15 protein-coding genes are annotated in these 17,108 nt (G+C 34.5%); 14 read left to right on the top strand and 1 reads right to left on the bottom strand.

Features of this window, described 5'->3' with window-relative positions; translation table 11 throughout:
* Window positions 1-204: 204 nt before the first annotated feature.
* The 13 genes from QZV03_RS08365 to QZV03_RS08305 all read left to right on the top strand — a co-directional run bounded on the left by QZV03_RS08365 (window position 205) and on the right by QZV03_RS08305 (window position 13,061).
* Window positions 205-2,016: a cysteine peptidase family C39 domain-containing protein gene (locus QZV03_RS08365; RefSeq protein ID WP_296875798.1), complete on the top strand. Its 1,812-nt coding sequence runs from the start codon at window positions 205-207 to the stop codon at window positions 2,014-2,016.
* Between the two features lie 82 nt (window positions 2,017-2,098).
* Window positions 2,099-2,740 (top strand): queuosine precursor transporter, encoded by a 642-nt coding sequence (locus tag QZV03_RS08360; protein WP_296875796.1) that lies wholly within the window; start codon window positions 2,099-2,101, stop codon window positions 2,738-2,740.
* A gap of 255 nt (window positions 2,741-2,995) precedes the next feature.
* On the top strand, window positions 2,996-4,264 hold the full coding sequence (locus QZV03_RS08355) for a uracil-xanthine permease family protein (protein ID WP_296875795.1): 1,269 nt from the start codon (window positions 2,996-2,998) through the stop codon (window positions 4,262-4,264).
* On the top strand, window positions 4,257-4,883 hold the full coding sequence (gene upp / locus QZV03_RS08350) for a uracil phosphoribosyltransferase (RefSeq protein ID WP_296875793.1): 627 nt from the start codon (window positions 4,257-4,259) through the stop codon (window positions 4,881-4,883). Before QZV03_RS08355 ends, upp begins: the two co-directional genes overlap by 8 nt.
* Window positions 4,884-4,922: 39 nt before the next feature.
* Complete coding sequence (locus tag QZV03_RS08345) at window positions 4,923-5,348, top strand: EamA family transporter (RefSeq protein WP_296875792.1); 426 nt, start codon at window positions 4,923-4,925, stop codon at window positions 5,346-5,348.
* A 124-nt stretch (window positions 5,349-5,472) separates the two neighbouring features.
* Entirely contained in the window at window positions 5,473-5,910 is a 438-nt protein-coding gene (locus tag QZV03_RS08340) for a helix-turn-helix domain-containing protein (protein WP_296875791.1), read from the top strand.
* A gap of 214 nt (window positions 5,911-6,124) precedes the next feature.
* Window positions 6,125-7,510, top strand: a complete 1,386-nt coding sequence (locus QZV03_RS08335; RefSeq protein ID WP_296875789.1) for an MFS transporter — start codon at window positions 6,125-6,127, stop codon at window positions 7,508-7,510.
* A 233-nt stretch (window positions 7,511-7,743) separates the two neighbouring features.
* Window positions 7,744-9,864: a right-handed parallel beta-helix repeat-containing protein gene (locus QZV03_RS08330; protein ID WP_296875788.1), complete on the top strand. Its 2,121-nt coding sequence runs from the start codon at window positions 7,744-7,746 to the stop codon at window positions 9,862-9,864.
* A gap of 98 nt (window positions 9,865-9,962) precedes the next feature.
* Entirely contained in the window at window positions 9,963-11,081 is a 1,119-nt protein-coding gene (locus QZV03_RS08325; protein ID WP_296875786.1) for a tocopherol cyclase family protein, read from the top strand.
* Entirely contained in the window at window positions 11,081-11,779 is a 699-nt protein-coding gene (locus QZV03_RS08320; RefSeq protein ID WP_296875785.1) for a diacylglycerol/polyprenol kinase family protein, read from the top strand. Before QZV03_RS08325 ends, QZV03_RS08320 begins: the two co-directional genes overlap by 1 nt.
* A gap of 122 nt (window positions 11,780-11,901) precedes the next feature.
* Window positions 11,902-12,177 carry a 2TM domain-containing protein gene (locus QZV03_RS08315; protein WP_296875784.1) on the top strand — a complete coding sequence of 92 codons (276 nt, stop codon included), beginning with the start codon at window positions 11,902-11,904 and terminating at the stop codon, window positions 12,175-12,177.
* A gap of 3 nt (window positions 12,178-12,180) precedes the next feature.
* On the top strand, window positions 12,181-12,621 hold the full coding sequence (locus QZV03_RS08310) for a LytTR family DNA-binding domain-containing protein (protein WP_296875782.1): 441 nt from the start codon (window positions 12,181-12,183) through the stop codon (window positions 12,619-12,621).
* Between the two features lie 8 nt (window positions 12,622-12,629).
* Window positions 12,630-13,061, top strand: a complete 432-nt coding sequence (locus QZV03_RS08305; protein ID WP_296875780.1) for a DUF3021 domain-containing protein — start codon at window positions 12,630-12,632, stop codon at window positions 13,059-13,061.
* Between the two features lie 7 nt (window positions 13,062-13,068).
* On the opposite strand, the gene QZV03_RS08300 is transcribed toward QZV03_RS08305, so the two are convergent.
* Complete coding sequence (locus tag QZV03_RS08300; RefSeq protein ID WP_296875778.1) at window positions 13,069-14,610, bottom strand: hypothetical protein; 1,542 nt, start codon at window positions 14,608-14,610, stop codon at window positions 13,069-13,071.
* Between the two features lie 596 nt (window positions 14,611-15,206).
* Between QZV03_RS08300 and QZV03_RS08295 the strand changes: the two genes are divergently transcribed.
* Entirely contained in the window at window positions 15,207-17,024 is a 1,818-nt protein-coding gene (locus QZV03_RS08295; protein ID WP_296875776.1) for a right-handed parallel beta-helix repeat-containing protein, read from the top strand.
* Window positions 17,025-17,108: the final 84 nt, after the last annotated feature.

The raw sequence follows: 17,108 nt of genomic DNA, 5'->3' as shown, positions 1-17,108 counted from the left end.
TAAAATTACAAATTTTAAAGTAATATAATAGAAAAATAATAAAAATTAAAGCAAAAAATCTTTTCGCAAAAATTCAAAAATTAATTTTGGCGGACACCCATTATATATAATTTGAAATAATAACTAATTATTATAGGGTGAATTATGCGCTTTAGATATAAATTTGTTATTATTTTGTTATTTTTATTATTTTTAAATATTTCAGTGGCATCTGCAAATAATGATAATGCTACTGAGATTATTAGAATGGCCGACGAAGAGGTAATCGAAGTTGAGAATCGCAGTGAGGAGTCTATTTCTCAGGATTTAAATAGTGCTATGCAAAGCAACGAAACCAATTATAAGTCAACTCCTAAGATAACTGTAGATTCAACCAAGGTTTACAGTAAAGACACTCTTGAAATTAATCTTTTAAGTTCAACACATGATTCTTTGGCTTCTAAAAAACTGATAGTAAATTTAAATAATAAGGTTTATACTCTCAAAACCAATTCTGAAGGTGTTGTGAAATTACCAATTAATCTTGCAGCTAAATCCTATAAGTTAACCGTTTCATTTGAAGGTGATGATAAATACAATTCAATTTCCAAAGTTTTTAAGATTGATGTGGTTAAAATAAAAACTAAACTCACTCCTTCTGCAAATTTTGTGGTTAAAGGAAACTATTTTTATTTCCATCTGATTGATGGTAACGGCAATTCTTTAGCCCATCAAAGGGTAACCATAAAATTAAGTGGAAAAACCCATAAGATGAAAACCAACTCATACGGTAGGGTTAAAATTAAGATTAATTCTAAAATAAATAAAAACTATGCTATCAAAGCTAAATTCAGTGGAGATAGTCAATATGGGGCATCTTCTAAGAAAATAAAGTTCAAGGTAACCTCATCACGCTCAATCAGCATAGGCAACAATAAGCTGCTCACTAAAGGATTTTTAAGGGTTTATCTTAAAATTAATGGCAAGGCTGTCTCTAAAAATGTAATATTGACAATAGGCAATAAAAAACTATCCAAAAAAGCCAATTCTGAAGGAATTGTAATATTTAAACCAAATGTTAAGGTGGGCCATTATACCGTAAAGGCACAGGTCGGAAATTATTATTCCATGAAGAACATGAAATGTTATGAAGGCAATGTTAAGGATCCTCTCAAGGAAAGCAGCACATACAATGGAAAACCTGATATTGATGTGATGCCTGGAAATTATGCGATGGGTGATGGCAATGCCAAATACACTCTTAAGAAATCACAGTATCGTGAAGTCTTGAAAAGGGATAGTTACTGTCTCTTCTTGCATGGCAAGTTGACAAAGTACACTTTCTTTAAAACCAAAAATTATCCTAAGTTGAACCATATAATAAAGCGTGAAAAATGGAATGTTATAGAAAGGGCAGTAAACACCAAGCTTGTCAAGAAGAACAAATACGGTTACTGGCCGGGATCGATTAGCGTTTCACTTAAGGGAAAATCATACAAGTATCCTTACGTAAAGGATTCTCAAAATACCGCATATACATGTGGACCGACATCATGCAGTATGTGCAGCCAGGTCTTGAAGAATTATGTTTGTGAAAAATACATGACGAAACTTTCCAAAACTGACAAGACAGGCACTTCATGTCCGAACATGATCAAAGCATTGTCTAAAAACAATTTCGTGGCAACATATTTCTATAAATCAACATTTAATCAGGCTTTAAAAGAACTTAAGAAAGGTGGTTGTGCTTTAATTTTCCATGCATATAATCATTATGTCTGTATTTTGGATATCAGCAGCAACGGCAAGAACGTATTGGTCAGTAATTCCTATGCCAGTTATGATCATATTCCAACCAAATGGCTTAAAGTAAGCTATATGAAAAATAGGTTTTCTCATAAGTGGGATGAAAGTTTGATTGTAAAACTCAATTATAAACTATCTGATTCAACAATAAATAGCATTAACAACTATTATAGCAGTATGGGTAAGAATTGGGTTGTCCAAAATACCAGTCATGGAATTGGACATGTCTGATTCAAAATTCATTCTTATTTTAGATGACTCAAATAGGCTTTATAACTACTTTTATATACTTTAAAACTTAATATTAGTGTGTATGGATTTAAATTTTGACTTTACTGAAAAAAGAGTAATAATTACTGCATTTTTCTGTATGGCATTTACCATAGCAAACTTAATTACAGTTAAAATCATTAATATTGGATTTTTAGGAATGGAAACTCCTGCTGGAGTTTTGATTTATCCTTTGGTATATATTTTAACAAACGTAATTGCAGATGTTTACGGTGAGAGAACTGCACGTAGAACCATTATTTTAGGTTTATGTGTTGATGTCCTGTTTGTATTCATGACTACATTGATTCTGTTCTTGCCTTCTCCAGCAACATTTACCGGAGATTCAAGCCTTGCATTTGTATTTACACAAACTCCAAGAATTCTTGTAGCGTCATACATCAGTTACTTGATCGGTAACTTTGTAAATGCAAGAATTACTACAATTGTTAATTCAGGAAACGAATACTCTGCAGTTAAAAACTTGGGAGTTATTGCTTTTTCAGAATTAATTGATAACTTTGTATTTATAGGTTTAGCATTCATTGGAGTTTTCCCTGTTGCAGAAATCTTAATCATGATTATTTCCCACTGGATATTAAGTTTAATCTGGAGTGCAATTGCTCAACCATTCACAAACATGACTGTAAGATGGGCTGAGAAAGGAAAACCTGCAGAAGCTTAAATTTTTTGGGAGCAATCCCAAACTTTTTTTTATTTTTTTCTTAATTTGTCTGAAAAAGTAAAACATTTTATACTTTCATTCAGATATATATTAATAATCAGAAATTGGTATATTGTATTTTGAATAATAGTTTAATATTTTTAAATATTTTTAAAATTATTATAAAATATTCAATATATTTTTTAAAATATTTAATCAATTTGTGAGAAATATAGGAAAATTTTTGTGATATGTATGGTGGAAGAAAATAGTAATATGTTGCTAGGCACTGGAGATAAGCCAACCTCCCTCAGGTGGGTCTTGCTTGCAATTCAGCATGTATGTGCAATGTTTGGAGCCACAATTCTGGTTCCTATCGTTGTTAACACCACTGCTGGTGCGGATATCTTGTCAATCCCAGTGGCATTAGTTTCTTCAGGTATAGGTACAATCATCTATCTGATCTGTACCCGTAATAGAAGCCCGGTTTATCTGGGAAGTTCGTTTGCTTTCATTGCTCCTATGGTTGCAGGTTATGCGATTGGGGGTACCGGAAGTGTGTTTACAGCATTAATGATTGTTGGTATTGTATATATGATCATTTCCTTGATTATCCGTATGACTGGTCCTGGATGGATTAACAAGTTGTTGCCTCCAGTTGTTGTAGGTCCGATGATTATGGTTATCGGTTTGTCCCTTGCTCCAACAGCAATTGCATCAATCGGTTTGGATTTGGAAGTCGTTCCATGGCAAAACTTGGCAATTGCATTCATCTCATTTTTAGTGACTGCTTTGGTTGCAGTTCGTGGAAAAGGAATCCTGCAGGTCATTCCATTCCTGGTAGGTATCATTGCAGGTTATATAGTTGCTGCAGCTCTGGGTATGGTTGATTTTGCACCTGCTATGGCTGCACATGTGGTTGAAGTGCCAAAATTCTACTTGCCTTTTGTGAACTATAACCTAAACTTTGCTGCGGTACTTACAATTGTTCCAATTGCACTTGTTACAATGGTGGAACACGTTGGAGACCACAAGGTGTTAAGTGAAATCATCAGTCGTGACTTGATTGAAGATCCTGGTCTTCAAAGAACTCTTCTAGGTGACGGTCTTGCAACATTCATAGCAGCACTGCTTGGTGGTCCTGCAAACACAACATACGGTGAGAACACTTCCGTTGTTGGAATGACACGTGTAGCATCAACCTACGTAATAGGTCTTGCAGCAATCATTGCAATAGTATTTGCATTCTCAGGACACTTGACAGCACTTTTAACAGCAATTCCAGGTCCTGTTTTAGGAGGTATTTCAGTATTGCTATATGGATTTATCAGTGTTAACGGTTTGAAAATTTTAATTCACAATCAAGTGGACTTCAACAACAATAAAAATGTGGTCATCGCTGCAACAATGCTTGTTTTAGGATTAGGTGGAGCAGCATTGTCACTGGTTTATGGAGACTTGTCCATTTCCATTTCTGGAATGTCTCTAGCAGCCATTATTGGTGTAATATTGAACCTATGTGTACCGGAGGAAAACCATGAATGAATATGTATTGAATCATCCATTAATAACTCATAAGCTCGCAATATTGAGAGATAAAAACACAGGAACAAAAGAATTCAGAGAATTAGTAACAGAAATTTCAACAATACTTGTTTATGAAGCTATGTGGGATGCTAAACTTGAACAAAAAACCGTTGAAACTCCATTGGAAAAAATTGACACTGGAATGTTGAACGAGGACAATTATGCAATCGTGCCAATTCTCAGAGCAGGGATGGGTATGGTTGATGGTGTCTTAAATATTATTCCAAACGCTAAAATAGGCCACATAGGACTTTACCGTGACGAGGAAACATTTGAGCCGGTAGAATACTACTACAAGATGCCTGATGGAATCGACAAGAGGGAAGTCCTTGTAGTGGATCCTATGCTTGCAACAGGTGGAAGCGCATCAGCAACCATCTCAAGACTCAAGCAGGATGGAGTGACAAAAATAAAATTATTATGTATCGTAGCGGCCCCGGCAGGTATCAAATGCATTGAGGAAGAGCATCCCGATGTTACAATATTCTGTGCGTCTGTTGACCGTGAGCTTAACAAAAATGCATATATTTTACCTGGTCTGGGAGATGCCGGTGACAGGGTGTACGGAACAAAATAGTGAAGTTCAACTTCACTAATTTTTATTTTTTTTGATAACATGTGGAATCTAATCTGGCCAATTCTTGTGGTAATTCTATCAAATACATTCTATAACATCTGCATGAAGTCAATGCCGAATGATGTAAATCCTTTCGGTGCATTGATGGTGACCTATATCGTATCGGCAATAATTACTGCAATCATATTTGTCTTCATGGTAAAACCATCAAATGTTGTTTTTGAATTGTCTAAAGTCAATTGGACATCAATCGTTCTTGCATTGGTATTGGTTGGCCTTGAAGTTGGGTATGTGTTTGTATACCGTGCGGGATGGAGCGTGAGCACAGCAAGTGTCGTTGCAAACATCGGTCTTGCATGTGTTTTGCTGGTTGTTGGATTTTTCTTATATAAGGAAAACGTCTCCATTAAACAAATCATCGGAATATTCGTGTGCATGTTCGGTTTGGTATTAATTAACTTATGAATTGAAAATGTCTTGTCAATGTGCAGATCATGGATTAATGCTGGAAGCCAGCTGCCTGAATGCGGATTTGATGTTTTCGGTGATGACATAAAATTTTTATAGTATTTTTTTAATAAACTATCTTATGAGCAGGCAGGCCTATGTTAACAAGGATATTCCAATAACTGAAATCCGTAAGGTAAAACGTGATTTGCAGAAATTTGTGGATTTATATGAAAAATTAACATTTATTGAAGAGTTATATGGTGATGAGACGGTCAAGTCTGCAATTGAGCATAGGGGTAAGACTCCTCAGACAGGTTATAAATGGCTAAAAAACTGGAATGATGATGGGTTTGACGGTCTGTTTAGAAAGGAGGGTTCCGGAAGGATTTCCAAATTGTCCGAATATCAAATAGAAGTTTTAAAAACTAACATTACAATTAAAGGTTTGTTAACCATTTCGGATATTAAAAATGAGATTCAAAGCGAATTTGGGGTTACTTATTCAGAAAGGCACCTTCGTAGACTGATTTTTGATTTGGGTCTTTTGGATATCATTAATACAAACAAGTTAAAGTGAGTATTTACCTATACTTTTTTATGTCCTTTATTCATTTTTTATAATTTTTTTTCACTAAAAGCATGCATTTCTGCATTTCATATCTAAATTGTGTATTGATTAATTAATTATTTGTTCAATTTTATTATAATTTTTATATCAATTTGTTTTATAAATTAAATTTATATAATATCTTTGATTGATATATGATTAGAATTACTAGAAGGTATTAATTATGAATGAAAACATAGACCGTGGAATGTCAACATTGATTGTTTTTATCATTGCGGCGGCTATTTTAAGTGCTGCCCAGAGTGTGGTGACAACTGGTATTGCGGGGATAATGGCTGATTTCCATGTTCACTCAACAACAGCACAATGGATTTACTCTTCATTTTTGCTTGTATTGGGCGTTATGATACCATTATCTGCATTTTTTACCCGTAGATTTAAAGTAAAGACAATATTGCTGTCTTCATTAGCATTATTTTTAATAGGATCAATTATAGCATATTTGGCGCCAAGCATAGAAGTATTGATAGTGGCCCGTGTAGTTCAGGCTATCGGTTCAGGAATTCTGCTTCCAATCACTCAAATCGTATTGTTTAAGGTCATTCCTGAGGAAAAATGGCAAGTTTATATGGGGCTCTTTGGTTTCATCATAGGAATCGCTCCCGCTTTGGCTCCAACAGCAGGAGGTTTCATAATAGACTCCGTCGGATGGAGATCAATCTTTTTGATATTTGCAATAATGATTGCAGTATTGATGTTGGTTGCATCTGTTGCAGTTAAACTGGAGTTTGAAACCGGGCATTATCCTTTGGATATTTATTCATTGATACTGTGTGTACTGTCATGTGTTGGAATAATGTTTGGATTTACCAATATTGCCGATAATGGATTTGATTTGATTTGGGTAATATTACCTATTGTAATTGGTGGTGTATCATTAGTCCTGTTTGTTAAAAGGCAATTCGGTATCAAAACACCATTGGTTGATTTGCATGCATTGAAAAACAAGTATTTCTTCTTTGGAACATTGTTTTCAGCTATTCTATACTTCACAATGTGTGGGCTGAATGTAATCATGCCGTTGTTTGCCCAAAGTGTATCCAATTATGATGCAACAACTGCAGGAATCATACTGCTTCCGGCAACACTTGTGATGATTGTGTTCAACTTCATTGGTCCTTTGATGGCCAACAAGTTCGGTGTCCGCAAGGTACTGCTCTTATCCTGCCTATTCACCGTTGTAGGATATCTTTTGATGATGACATATACAAGATCAACAACAGTGGAATACATGATTGTGACTCAGGTTGTTCGTGCAATAGGAGCAGGTTTAGGATTGATGCCAGCAGTAACTTGGACAATTGCAGTTGTGTCAGGGGACGTTGAGGATGCAACAGCAATCAACAATACCGTAAGGCAGATTATAGGTGCAATCGGTTCAGCTGTTGCGGTTGTATTGATGGTTGTTTTTGCTGGTGGAAATGTGGGTCATAACTATCTTTCAGTATCAGCATTTGCACAGACTTCACTTGTGATGTCAATTCTTGCCATCGTTTCAGCTGTGATTGTTGTGATATACATTAAGGATGAAATTCACGATTTGATGTGAATTCATTTTTATTTTTTTTAATAGTCGATATAAATTAAGTTATCAATCAATTTTTTATTTTTTAATCATTCTTATTATTTTAATCATAAATCAGCTATTTAATGTTGTTTTTTAAAAATTCTTATTTTAAATTAAAAAAGTCAATAATATATACTATTAAATATTATATATTATATTATGAGGATTATTTTCAATAATTAATTCTTACAAATTGAGCATAAAGGAGGTGAAACATGGATAAAAAAACACTGATAATCATATTAACTGTATTTGCTTTACTAACGGTTAATGTTTGTGCGGCTCAAGAATTGGATAACTCTACAGAGGATGTAATGGAGATTGCCAGTGAGGAGGTTCCTACTCTTGAGATGTCCGATGATTCAGACACATTGCAGGCGGCGAAAGTTGCCACTCGCATTGATGTTGAAAGTGTCACTGAATTTGATGTGATTGGTGATTATTTTAAGGTGAAACTCTCAGACGAGAACAACAACACTCTTAAAAACACTAAGATGACTTTCACAGTAAATGGCAAGACATATACTCAAAGTACTGATTCATCAGGTATTGCTTCACTTCAAATCAGGCTGAATGACGGTACATATAAGATAGTTACCAAATATGCTGGAAATGCAAATTACAAGGCTTCCAGTCTAACAACAACTATCAAAATGACCAACACTCGTGTGGTTGACAGTGGATTGAGCAATTCAGAGATTCAAAGTATCATAGACAATGCCAAGCCAAACAATGTAATACTGTTCGAGGGATCAAGCTATTCAGATATCCATTTGGCAATTACAAAATGTTTGACATTGCAAAGTAATGTGGGAACAACTTTAAAATCAAGTTCCGGGCCTGTGATTACAATCAAGGGAAAAACCGCTTCACTGACAACCGTCAGGGGATTTGATATCCAAAGTGGTGGTGACGGGATTGTTGTTGAGGATGCCGATTATGTAAAAATTTATAATAATGACATATCAGGCAAAGGAAACGGTATTGTTGCAACAGGAACCAAATACCTGAACATTACCAAAAATGACATTTTCAAAAACTCCAAAAGTGGTGTGTCAATTGCTGATTCAACCTACGCTTATGTCTTTGACAATGATATTAAAAGCAATGGCGGAAACGGTATTGAACTGGCCAAATCAAGTAATATTTACATTCATGGCAACACCATTTCTAACAACGGTAAAAATGGTATTTATTTGAATGGTAAAATAAACGGCAAAAATTATGGCGAAGGACCAAATAATTTGTACATTAGCAAAAATACGATTTCCAAGAATGGGGAAAATGGTATTTATGTAAATAAGGCCGGAAATAATGTAAATATAAATTCCAATTCAATTGAATCCAATCGTCAAAATGGAATTTCATTGTCTGAAATAGGTAACAATAAGATTCAATCAAATATCATATCCAATAATGAATATGTAGGCATTGAATTTGGAGGCAATTATGTGATGCCGAAGAATCAGGAGATTTCCTATAATGCGATTGTGGGAAATAGGGAGCGTGAAGTAGAAGCTAGAGACACATATTACGACAAAAATGATGATCCATTGAAACTTGGAGACAATTGGTACAGTGGAGGTGTTGTTTGTCCTAAAATCAAGACAAATAATATAAGGTTTACCGTTACTCAAATAGGCCCTAACCAATTTCAGGCATCATTCATTGATTCAAATGGTAATGTGGCTAGTTTGCTTCCTGACAGAGTATTATCATATAGAATCAACAATGGAAAAAGTATAACATTAACTATTAGTGGTGGAATAGGCACATTCACTGTGGATGCACAAACCGGCGACATTGTCAAGGCAACTGTCGATAATTCCAGAAGGGATAATACTTATGATTCAGATACAAAGGCTTCTTCAAAACCTGTTAATGGAAAAACACCAAGTTATAGTTATCCTTCAATTCCTAATTACCAATTATATGAAGACATTGGAACAGGCGGAGGAAATGGAAATGGAGAGGGTTCTGGTGATGGATCTGGAGGAGATGCCAATCGTGGAAATGGAAAATTGTCACAGAATAGTAGTTCTGACGGCAACTCCACTCAAAGTCAAATGGCAGACCCTTCAAACAGCCCAAGCAATCCAGTAAATGATGTTTCACAAAGCGCTGATGTTCCTGATGCTGTTTCTCAGGCTGGAGCATCCGAGCCAAGTTCCGGTGATAGTGGAAGTCCTAGTTCACAATCTGTAGTAAAACAAATATTAATCGATGAAGATGAATTTTTTAAAGTAACTGGTATTTCATTTATTATCTTGTTAATAATTTTAACAGTCGCATGGTATTATCGTGAAGATATATCTGAAATGAAATCTAAAATGTAAAATTCATCTATTTTTCTTCTTTTTTTTCTAATTTAAATAATAAATTATTTAATACATTTTAAATATATTACATATTATCTTACCTTTGGAGGGATAATATGAATAAAAGTGATTTGAAAAGAGACTATTACATGCTCAAGGGACCACTTGCCAAAAAGGGATATGACTGGTGGTGGCATTCATTAACAGCATATAATAAAAAGACAGGAGAACCGAAACCATTCTTCATAGAATACTTCGTATGCAACCCAGATTTAGCAGAAGAAGAACCAACACTCGGACAATTGCCTGAAAACCAAAAAGCAGGTAAAAAACCATCATACTGTATGATCAAGGCAGGAACATGGGGTAAAAACCCAAAACAGATTCATAATTTTTACTCAATGAAATACTTCAACTGCCCTGATGACGAGCTCAACATTCAAGTCGGGGACTGCAGCCTTACAGAAACACACATGAGCGGTTTTTCAAGAGTGTCTGAAGAGGATGCCAAAAACCACCCTGAATACATGTCAGATGCAGGGGACATGATGTGGGACTTGGACATTGACAAGAAAATCACTTTTAATGTGGGATATGGTGCTAACTCATTTTTCAGGAAACTAAACGCATTTGAAATGTTTTGGCATGCGGAAGGAATCAAAACAGAATACAGCGGAACTATCTGGCTGGATGGAGAAGAATACGAAGTGATTCCTGAAAAATCTTACGGATATGCCGACAAGAACTGGGGAGGAGACTTCACCTCACCATGGCTATGGATTTCCTCATGTAACATTACAAGTTTGATAACCGGTAAAAAACTGAACAACTCCGCATTTGAAGCCGGGGGAGGAAGGCCAAAGGCTTTCGGTATTGAAATTCCACGTAAGCTATTGATTGGATTCTATTATGAAGGGACCATGTACGAATATAACTTCGCAAGATTCTGGAACCTCGTTAAAATCGACTTTGACTTTGAGGAAGGCGAAGACGTTAACACATGGCACATCAATGCAAGCAATAAGAACTCCAAGATGGAATTGGTTTTATACTGCAAACGTGACGAAATGATGCTTTTCAACTATGAGGCACCTAACGGAACCAAAAGACACAACCGCCTATGGAACGGTGGAAACGGTTGGGGTGAAATAAAATTATACAAGAAAGACGGAACCCTAATTGACCATGTGAAAATCGAAAATGCAGGTTGCGAATACGGGGAGTATGATGACTAATGATATTCTCGGATATCCTTGCATTAATTATCGTATATGTTTATGTTGCTGTCATTTTCGTTGTAGCTGAATTGGTTTTAAAGACACGACCTGAAGTTTCACGTAAATTTTTACATATTATGGTAGGTAACATGATATTTGCCATGCCATTTTTCTCAGATCCATGGGTAATGGTTTGGTTTTTGACATTGCCTATCACAATAGCACTGTTCTTCCTGACAGAATATTCACCTGTCAAAATAGAAAACAGCGTAACCGAATCAGGCCATGCGCTTGGGCTGTTCTTCTATGCGGGAATATGGACAATACTGATTGCAGTTTATTCCATGCTTTCACCTGCAAACGATCCGAAATTCTTCATATGGATTGTTGCACTGGCCATTGTTCCAATGGTATACGGTGATGGATTTGCAGCATTAATCGGTCAGAAATTCGGTAAAGTCAAATACACAGTATTCGGAGGCACAAAATCCCTCGAAGGATCACTTACAATGTTTGTTGTGACAACCGTTATGAGTGTATTTGTCTGGATGGTTTTCACATCAATCGGATGCACAATGCCTGAATTCAACCTCGTTTACATCATAATGATTTCAGCGGTTGCAACATTATGTGAGGCCTTCAGTTATGGTGGAATTGACAACCTGACAGTTCCGGCAATAACTTCAATCTTATATTACTTGGTGGCTGTATTATAGCCACTAATTTCAATTCTATTTTTTTGCATTTCACTCATCATTTTCTGCACTTCAGTCAATGTGATAATTAGCCCTTTATATGTGCTTTGACCAAGTATTATTATCGATTTAAAGGTGATAATGTGACAGATAACTTAAGGGCAAGAGCAGAAGAAAGGGTTAATCTCAAAATAAAATTTTATAGAAACTTAAAAGCATATATAATTGTTAATGCAATATTATTTATTATAAACTGGCTATTTTCACCAAGCTTTTGGTGGGTAATGTTTCCTGTATTTTTCTGGGGAATCGGTGTCATCGCCGACTTTTTAAAGGCATATGTGTTCATTGATGATTTTGACAGTGAAAGCTACAGGGAACGCAAGATCCAGGAAGAAATGGAAAAGTTAAGGAATTAAACAATGAAGGTAAATTTATTTGTTTCAAGAGATATTGAAAATCCTCATGCGGACATTCACACAAATGAGTTGACAGAAAACATCTCAAAGGCCATAAACATTCTTGAAAGCGATGACCAAAGCGAGATGATGGCGGTCAATAATGACTCAGACATTACGCTTTTGGAGTTGAAGGACATTTACATGGTCCGTGTTGAGGACAGGAAAGTCCGAGTATACACTGAAAATGATGATTATATGATTAAAAAGCCATTGTATCAAGTTGAAGAGGGTTTAACTGGGGATTTTGTGAGAGTTTCAAAAACAACTATTGTCAATCTCAAAAAAGTTAAAAGGGTTGCCCCTTCACTTAAGGGAATGATGTTCATTGAGCTTAAGAATGGTTTGAAGGACAATATCTCAAGAAAATATTTGCCGGATTTCAAAAGGGCATTGGATTTATAGGTGATAGGATGAAGTTCACAGATATAATAGAAAGTCTTGCGTTAGGCGCTTTTGTAGGTTGTTTTATTGGATTGCTTGTTGCGGTTTTAATCTCATATCAGACAGGTCCTCAAAACATCAGCTTTTCAGGAACAGATATAATCAATCTCTTCTTCGGATGTATTGTCGCCGGTTGGGGATTCTCATTGACAGGATTGATATATGAAAGGGAGGAATTGCCATTGCCGTTTCAGATAATATTCCAGATGGGTATTGGAATGACAGTTTTGTTTTTAATAGCAATATACCTGAAATGGATGCCGATTGACTTGGGAATCGGACCGGTAATCACATGGATTGTCATTGCATGTGTATTTGCAGCGGTATTTTGGTGTGGATTTTATGTGTATGATTACCTGCTTGCACGCAATATTAATAAAAAAATAGTAGATAGTAAATAGAAAAAATCTATTTACTGTTCTTTTTTTCTTTTCTATAACCGATAGCCAATAGGATTAACACTATTGCAATAATTGCAATGAATATTCCAATATTCAAATTAGCTTGTTTAGCTACTGAACTGCTATCAATTTTGTTTAATTCATAAGCATTGCCTTCATCACCGTGTGATGTTGAATTTCCTACGATTAACTGTTGATTTGCATTGCTTTCAATAAAGTTGAATTCAGCTTTGGAATTTGATGTTTTTGCATTATTCACATTATTTTCAATTGATTTAAAGGTATCTGAATTTCTTATAATACTTGAATTTTTTAAATCATTTGAAGCATGTTTATGGCTGTTAGTATTATTTTCATTTTGATTGGACTCCGGAGATTTAAATTGACTTTTCAGATTGTCCATTGAATCATCAGGGAAAAAGTCTTTAATCAAATCGCTATATTTATCTAATAAATTCACATTTAGAATGCTAAACAAATTGGATTTAATTGTTGATGATACCCGGCTTCTGTCTGTCACATGGTTTGGGTCAATCACGGAAGAATCATTTGGATCCTCATCTCCCCAATCGTTGTTATCGAATTTGGTATACAAATGGTTAGTGTCTTTCCATTTGATAAATATCTCTTTGCCGTAAGGTGATGAATTATTGGTAATTATGTTATTGTGGATATTTATCACGGTTTTTGCATCGTACATGGGTTGTTGTATGTAGAAAGAGCCTCCAGTCTCTCCGCCATCATTATTGGTGATGATGGAATTTTCCAGATTTATATTTCCTGAAACCATCACTGCGCCACCGTTTGTTCCGGCAGTATTGTTCATGAAAATGCATCTGTTGATATGTGATTCGCCGGACCAGCTGTAATATGCTCCGCCCCATTCATCAGCATGGTTAAACATGAAAATACAATCTTCAACATTTCCGAATCCAGAAACACTCACTCTTATTGCTCCACCGTCTCTGTGTGCTGAATTATTGATAAAAACACAATTGTAAATGTATGAATCTGCAAAACAGGTGGTTACTGCCCCTCCGTCATGTCCTGCATGATTATTCATGAAAAAGGAATTGTTTAATAGTAAGTATCCTCTATGGGTTTCGTTTCCATAGTTTGATATTCCCCCTGCATTTACGCTGGCGGTGTTATTTATGAAATAGCAATTATCTGCATATACATGTCCTGTTTCCATTGAAATCGCCCCACCAAATCCTTCTGCATTTGCATTGATGAATGTCAAGTTTTTAAAAGAGACATGCAATGCATCGTTTCTTATAAGAAAAATGCTTGACTTTTTTTCTCCATCGATGATAACATCAAGAGGATCGGCATTTCCTTTTATCGTCAGATTTTTTGTAATTTCAAAATCGCTGATTTTGTATGTTCCCTTTTCAAGTATGATTATATCGTTATCATTTGCATTTGATAACTCTTTACTTAAATTTGAAGAGGAATCTAGCCGAATTTCATCATATGAAGATATATCCGTAGTCGAATTACTCACATCTGTTGCATTTGCAGCAGAAATGCTTATCAAAATAATCATAATGCCCAGTATGAGATAATATTTTGCATTGATTGTTTTCACCTCCTTTGCTTTTTTAGAGAAACTATACTTTTATTTTGAAAAATATGATATATATTTATTTTTATATCGATTTTTTCATAATTTTAAAGATTATCTCAATTTTTAATCAAAATTGTGTGTAACTTTTAATTTGATTGTATATTATTTAATAACTATTTTTAAAGCATTTATTTATTATTTTATAATGGTTATAATGTTTATGTATAATTTAGAATATGGATTGCTTTTTTATCGTTATGAATTATTTTTCATATTTTTTTTAATCATTTTAAATCATTAAAATCATTAATTTAGACTTAAATAATTATAATTTAATTATATTTTAGTAGTATATTTCTTAATTTTATTTATTTATGGTTATATGTTATTTTTTTGGAATATAACTAATTTTATTAAAATTTATTTATTAGCGATAAACAATAAGATTTATATTACTTATCGATAAAAAATATTAAGTGACTAATATCTGAATAAAAATGTTCAAATTGAGTATGATGATTTTTTTTTTATTTTATATTAGTTTGATTAAATTAGATTTAAAGGGAGAAAAAATTATGAATAATAAAAAGATTTTATTATCTATCTTTTTAGTTGTTTTAATTGCATTCTCTGTTAGTTCAGTTTCTGCGGAAGATGCTACTGAAGATATTGTAGCAACTGATGATGCGGAAGTTGTAGCAGTAGAAGATGTTGAGTTATTGGCTGCAGATCCAATCTCACCAACAACTAACACCTCTGATGCTATTCAAACCGCAGTTGATACAGCTGAAGATGGAGGTACTGTTGATTTAAGTAATTTTGATATTTATAATATAACTGATAAGACTATAACCATTGCTAAAGATAATTTAGTAATAAAAGGTAATGGAAATACAAAAATCTTAGGATATGGGGATAATAATGGAATTTTCGCTGTAACTAGTAAAGGAGTTACAATTCAAGGAATAACTTTCATAGACACCAATCCTAAAAATGATTTGCGTTATGATGGTTCAGTAAATGGATGGGGTATCCGTTTTGCAGGATCTGTTGCTGAAGGTGGGATCATAGATAATTGTGTTTTCCAAGATTTCAACCACGCAGTTGATGTTTCATCATGTGATTACATCACTGTTAAAAACAGTAAATTCAATGGTGGATATGCAACAAAACTTTTTAACGACCCTACCGTTAACAAAGAAAAAGGTTCCAAAGTAATCAGTGTAATGGGATCTCATTTCATCACCGTATTAAACAATACCTTTGATGGTGTAGTATTGGATGCTATTTCCATTGCAGGTGGAAGTGGAGATGCAAAAATCATAAACAACACATTCAAAAATAATGTTTATTCAATCTTCTTTGGAGGAGCATCTACCGATGGAACTTACATCACAGGCAACACCTTCACAAATTGTGGTTCATTTGATGATCGTGTTCACTCATGGGATGCATATCCAGTAATCAGTATCCAAAAGGCTTCCAGTGGAGTTTTCATTAGCAACAACACCTTTGAAGTAATTGACAATAACTGGTTAATTGCAGCTGAACAAGGAAACACCGCTCACGGTTATCCAAGTACTTTAGGTAACATTAACGTAACCAATAATATCGTAAAAAAATATAAAGACGATGTTGTTACTTCCGGTGTAACATTATTACACATCCTATGCAGATCAGGAATGTTAAACCCATATGAAGAAATTCAAATCTCCGGAAATGAAGTGGTTGATGGAGCAAGAACTTTAGTCGTATGGTGTAATGACTGGGGTAGTGAAGATGCAAGTCCAAGTGATGTTGTAATCCCTAAAGCTGAATTAGTTCAAACCCAAATCGCTATTACTGCTGTAGATGGAACCAAAATTACTGGTGTATTAAAAGACATTTCAGGAAATGTTATTGATGGTGCTGCTTTATCCTACTCTATCAACAATGGTGCTGCGGTGAATATTACTACAGATGATAATGGTGTTTTCATCATCAATGGTGAATCCGGTAAACTTGTTTCTATTAATTTTGCAGCAACAGACAAATTTGCAGCTTCTGCAAATTCAATCACCTTAACTCCTGTAACCAAAACTGTTACCAAAACTGTTACCAAAACTGTATCTAAAAAAGCTGTTACACTCAAAGCTCCTAATAAGAAATTTAAAGTTAAAAAAGTTAAAAAAGTTCAAATAACTTTAAAATCTGCTGGTAAAGCTTTAGCTGGTAAAAAAGTCACTATTAATGTTAATGGTAAATCCTTCTCAGCTAAAACCAACAAAAAAGGTGTAGCAACTATTAAAGTTAAATTAACTAAAAAAGGTACTTACAGTTACGTAGCTAGTTTTGCTGGTGACAGTGCATATAATTCAGGACTTAAAGCTGGTAAAATTGTTGTTAAAAAATAAAACAACAATTTTCTTTTTTTCTTTTTTTGACATTTTTTAATATTTATGCTGTTATTTTTACATTATGAATTCTATTGGGGGAGA

It is taken from the genome of uncultured Methanobrevibacter sp., from assembly GCF_902788255.1.
Lineage (GTDB): Archaea > Methanobacteriota > Methanobacteria > Methanobacteriales > Methanobacteriaceae > Methanocatella.
The sequence above is the reverse complement of the archived record's forward strand: the minus strand, read 5'-3'. Positions and strand labels throughout refer to the sequence as shown.

Excerpts from the sequence above, each read along its gene's own strand:
- QZV03_RS08355 (WP_296875795.1), top strand. The coding sequence starts at position 2,996 with ATGTTGCTAGGCACTGGAGATAAGCCAACCTCCCTCAGGTGGGTCTTG.
- QZV03_RS08325 (WP_296875786.1), top strand. The coding sequence starts at position 9,963 with ATGAATAAAAGTGATTTGAAAAGAGACTATTACATGCTCAAGGGACCA.
- QZV03_RS08310 (WP_296875782.1), top strand. The coding sequence starts at position 12,181 with ATGAAGGTAAATTTATTTGTTTCAAGAGATATTGAAAATCCTCATGCG.
- QZV03_RS08320 (WP_296875785.1), top strand. The coding sequence starts at position 11,081 with ATGATATTCTCGGATATCCTTGCATTAATTATCGTATATGTTTATGTT.
- QZV03_RS08360 (WP_296875796.1), top strand. The coding sequence starts at position 2,099 with ATGGATTTAAATTTTGACTTTACTGAAAAAAGAGTAATAATTACTGCA.
- QZV03_RS08345 (WP_296875792.1), top strand. The coding sequence starts at position 4,923 with ATGTGGAATCTAATCTGGCCAATTCTTGTGGTAATTCTATCAAATACA.
- QZV03_RS08330 (WP_296875788.1), top strand. The coding sequence starts at position 7,744 with ATGGATAAAAAAACACTGATAATCATATTAACTGTATTTGCTTTACTA.
- QZV03_RS08305 (WP_296875780.1), top strand. The coding sequence starts at position 12,630 with ATGAAGTTCACAGATATAATAGAAAGTCTTGCGTTAGGCGCTTTTGTA.
- QZV03_RS08335 (WP_296875789.1), top strand. The coding sequence starts at position 6,125 with ATGAATGAAAACATAGACCGTGGAATGTCAACATTGATTGTTTTTATC.
- upp (WP_296875793.1), top strand. The coding sequence starts at position 4,257 with ATGAATGAATATGTATTGAATCATCCATTAATAACTCATAAGCTCGCA.
- QZV03_RS08295 (WP_296875776.1), top strand. The coding sequence starts at position 15,207 with ATGAATAATAAAAAGATTTTATTATCTATCTTTTTAGTTGTTTTAATT.
- QZV03_RS08300 (WP_296875778.1), bottom strand. The coding sequence starts at position 14,610 with ATGATTATTTTGATAAGCATTTCTGCTGCAAATGCAACAGATGTGAGT.
- QZV03_RS08340 (WP_296875791.1), top strand. The coding sequence starts at position 5,473 with ATGAGCAGGCAGGCCTATGTTAACAAGGATATTCCAATAACTGAAATC.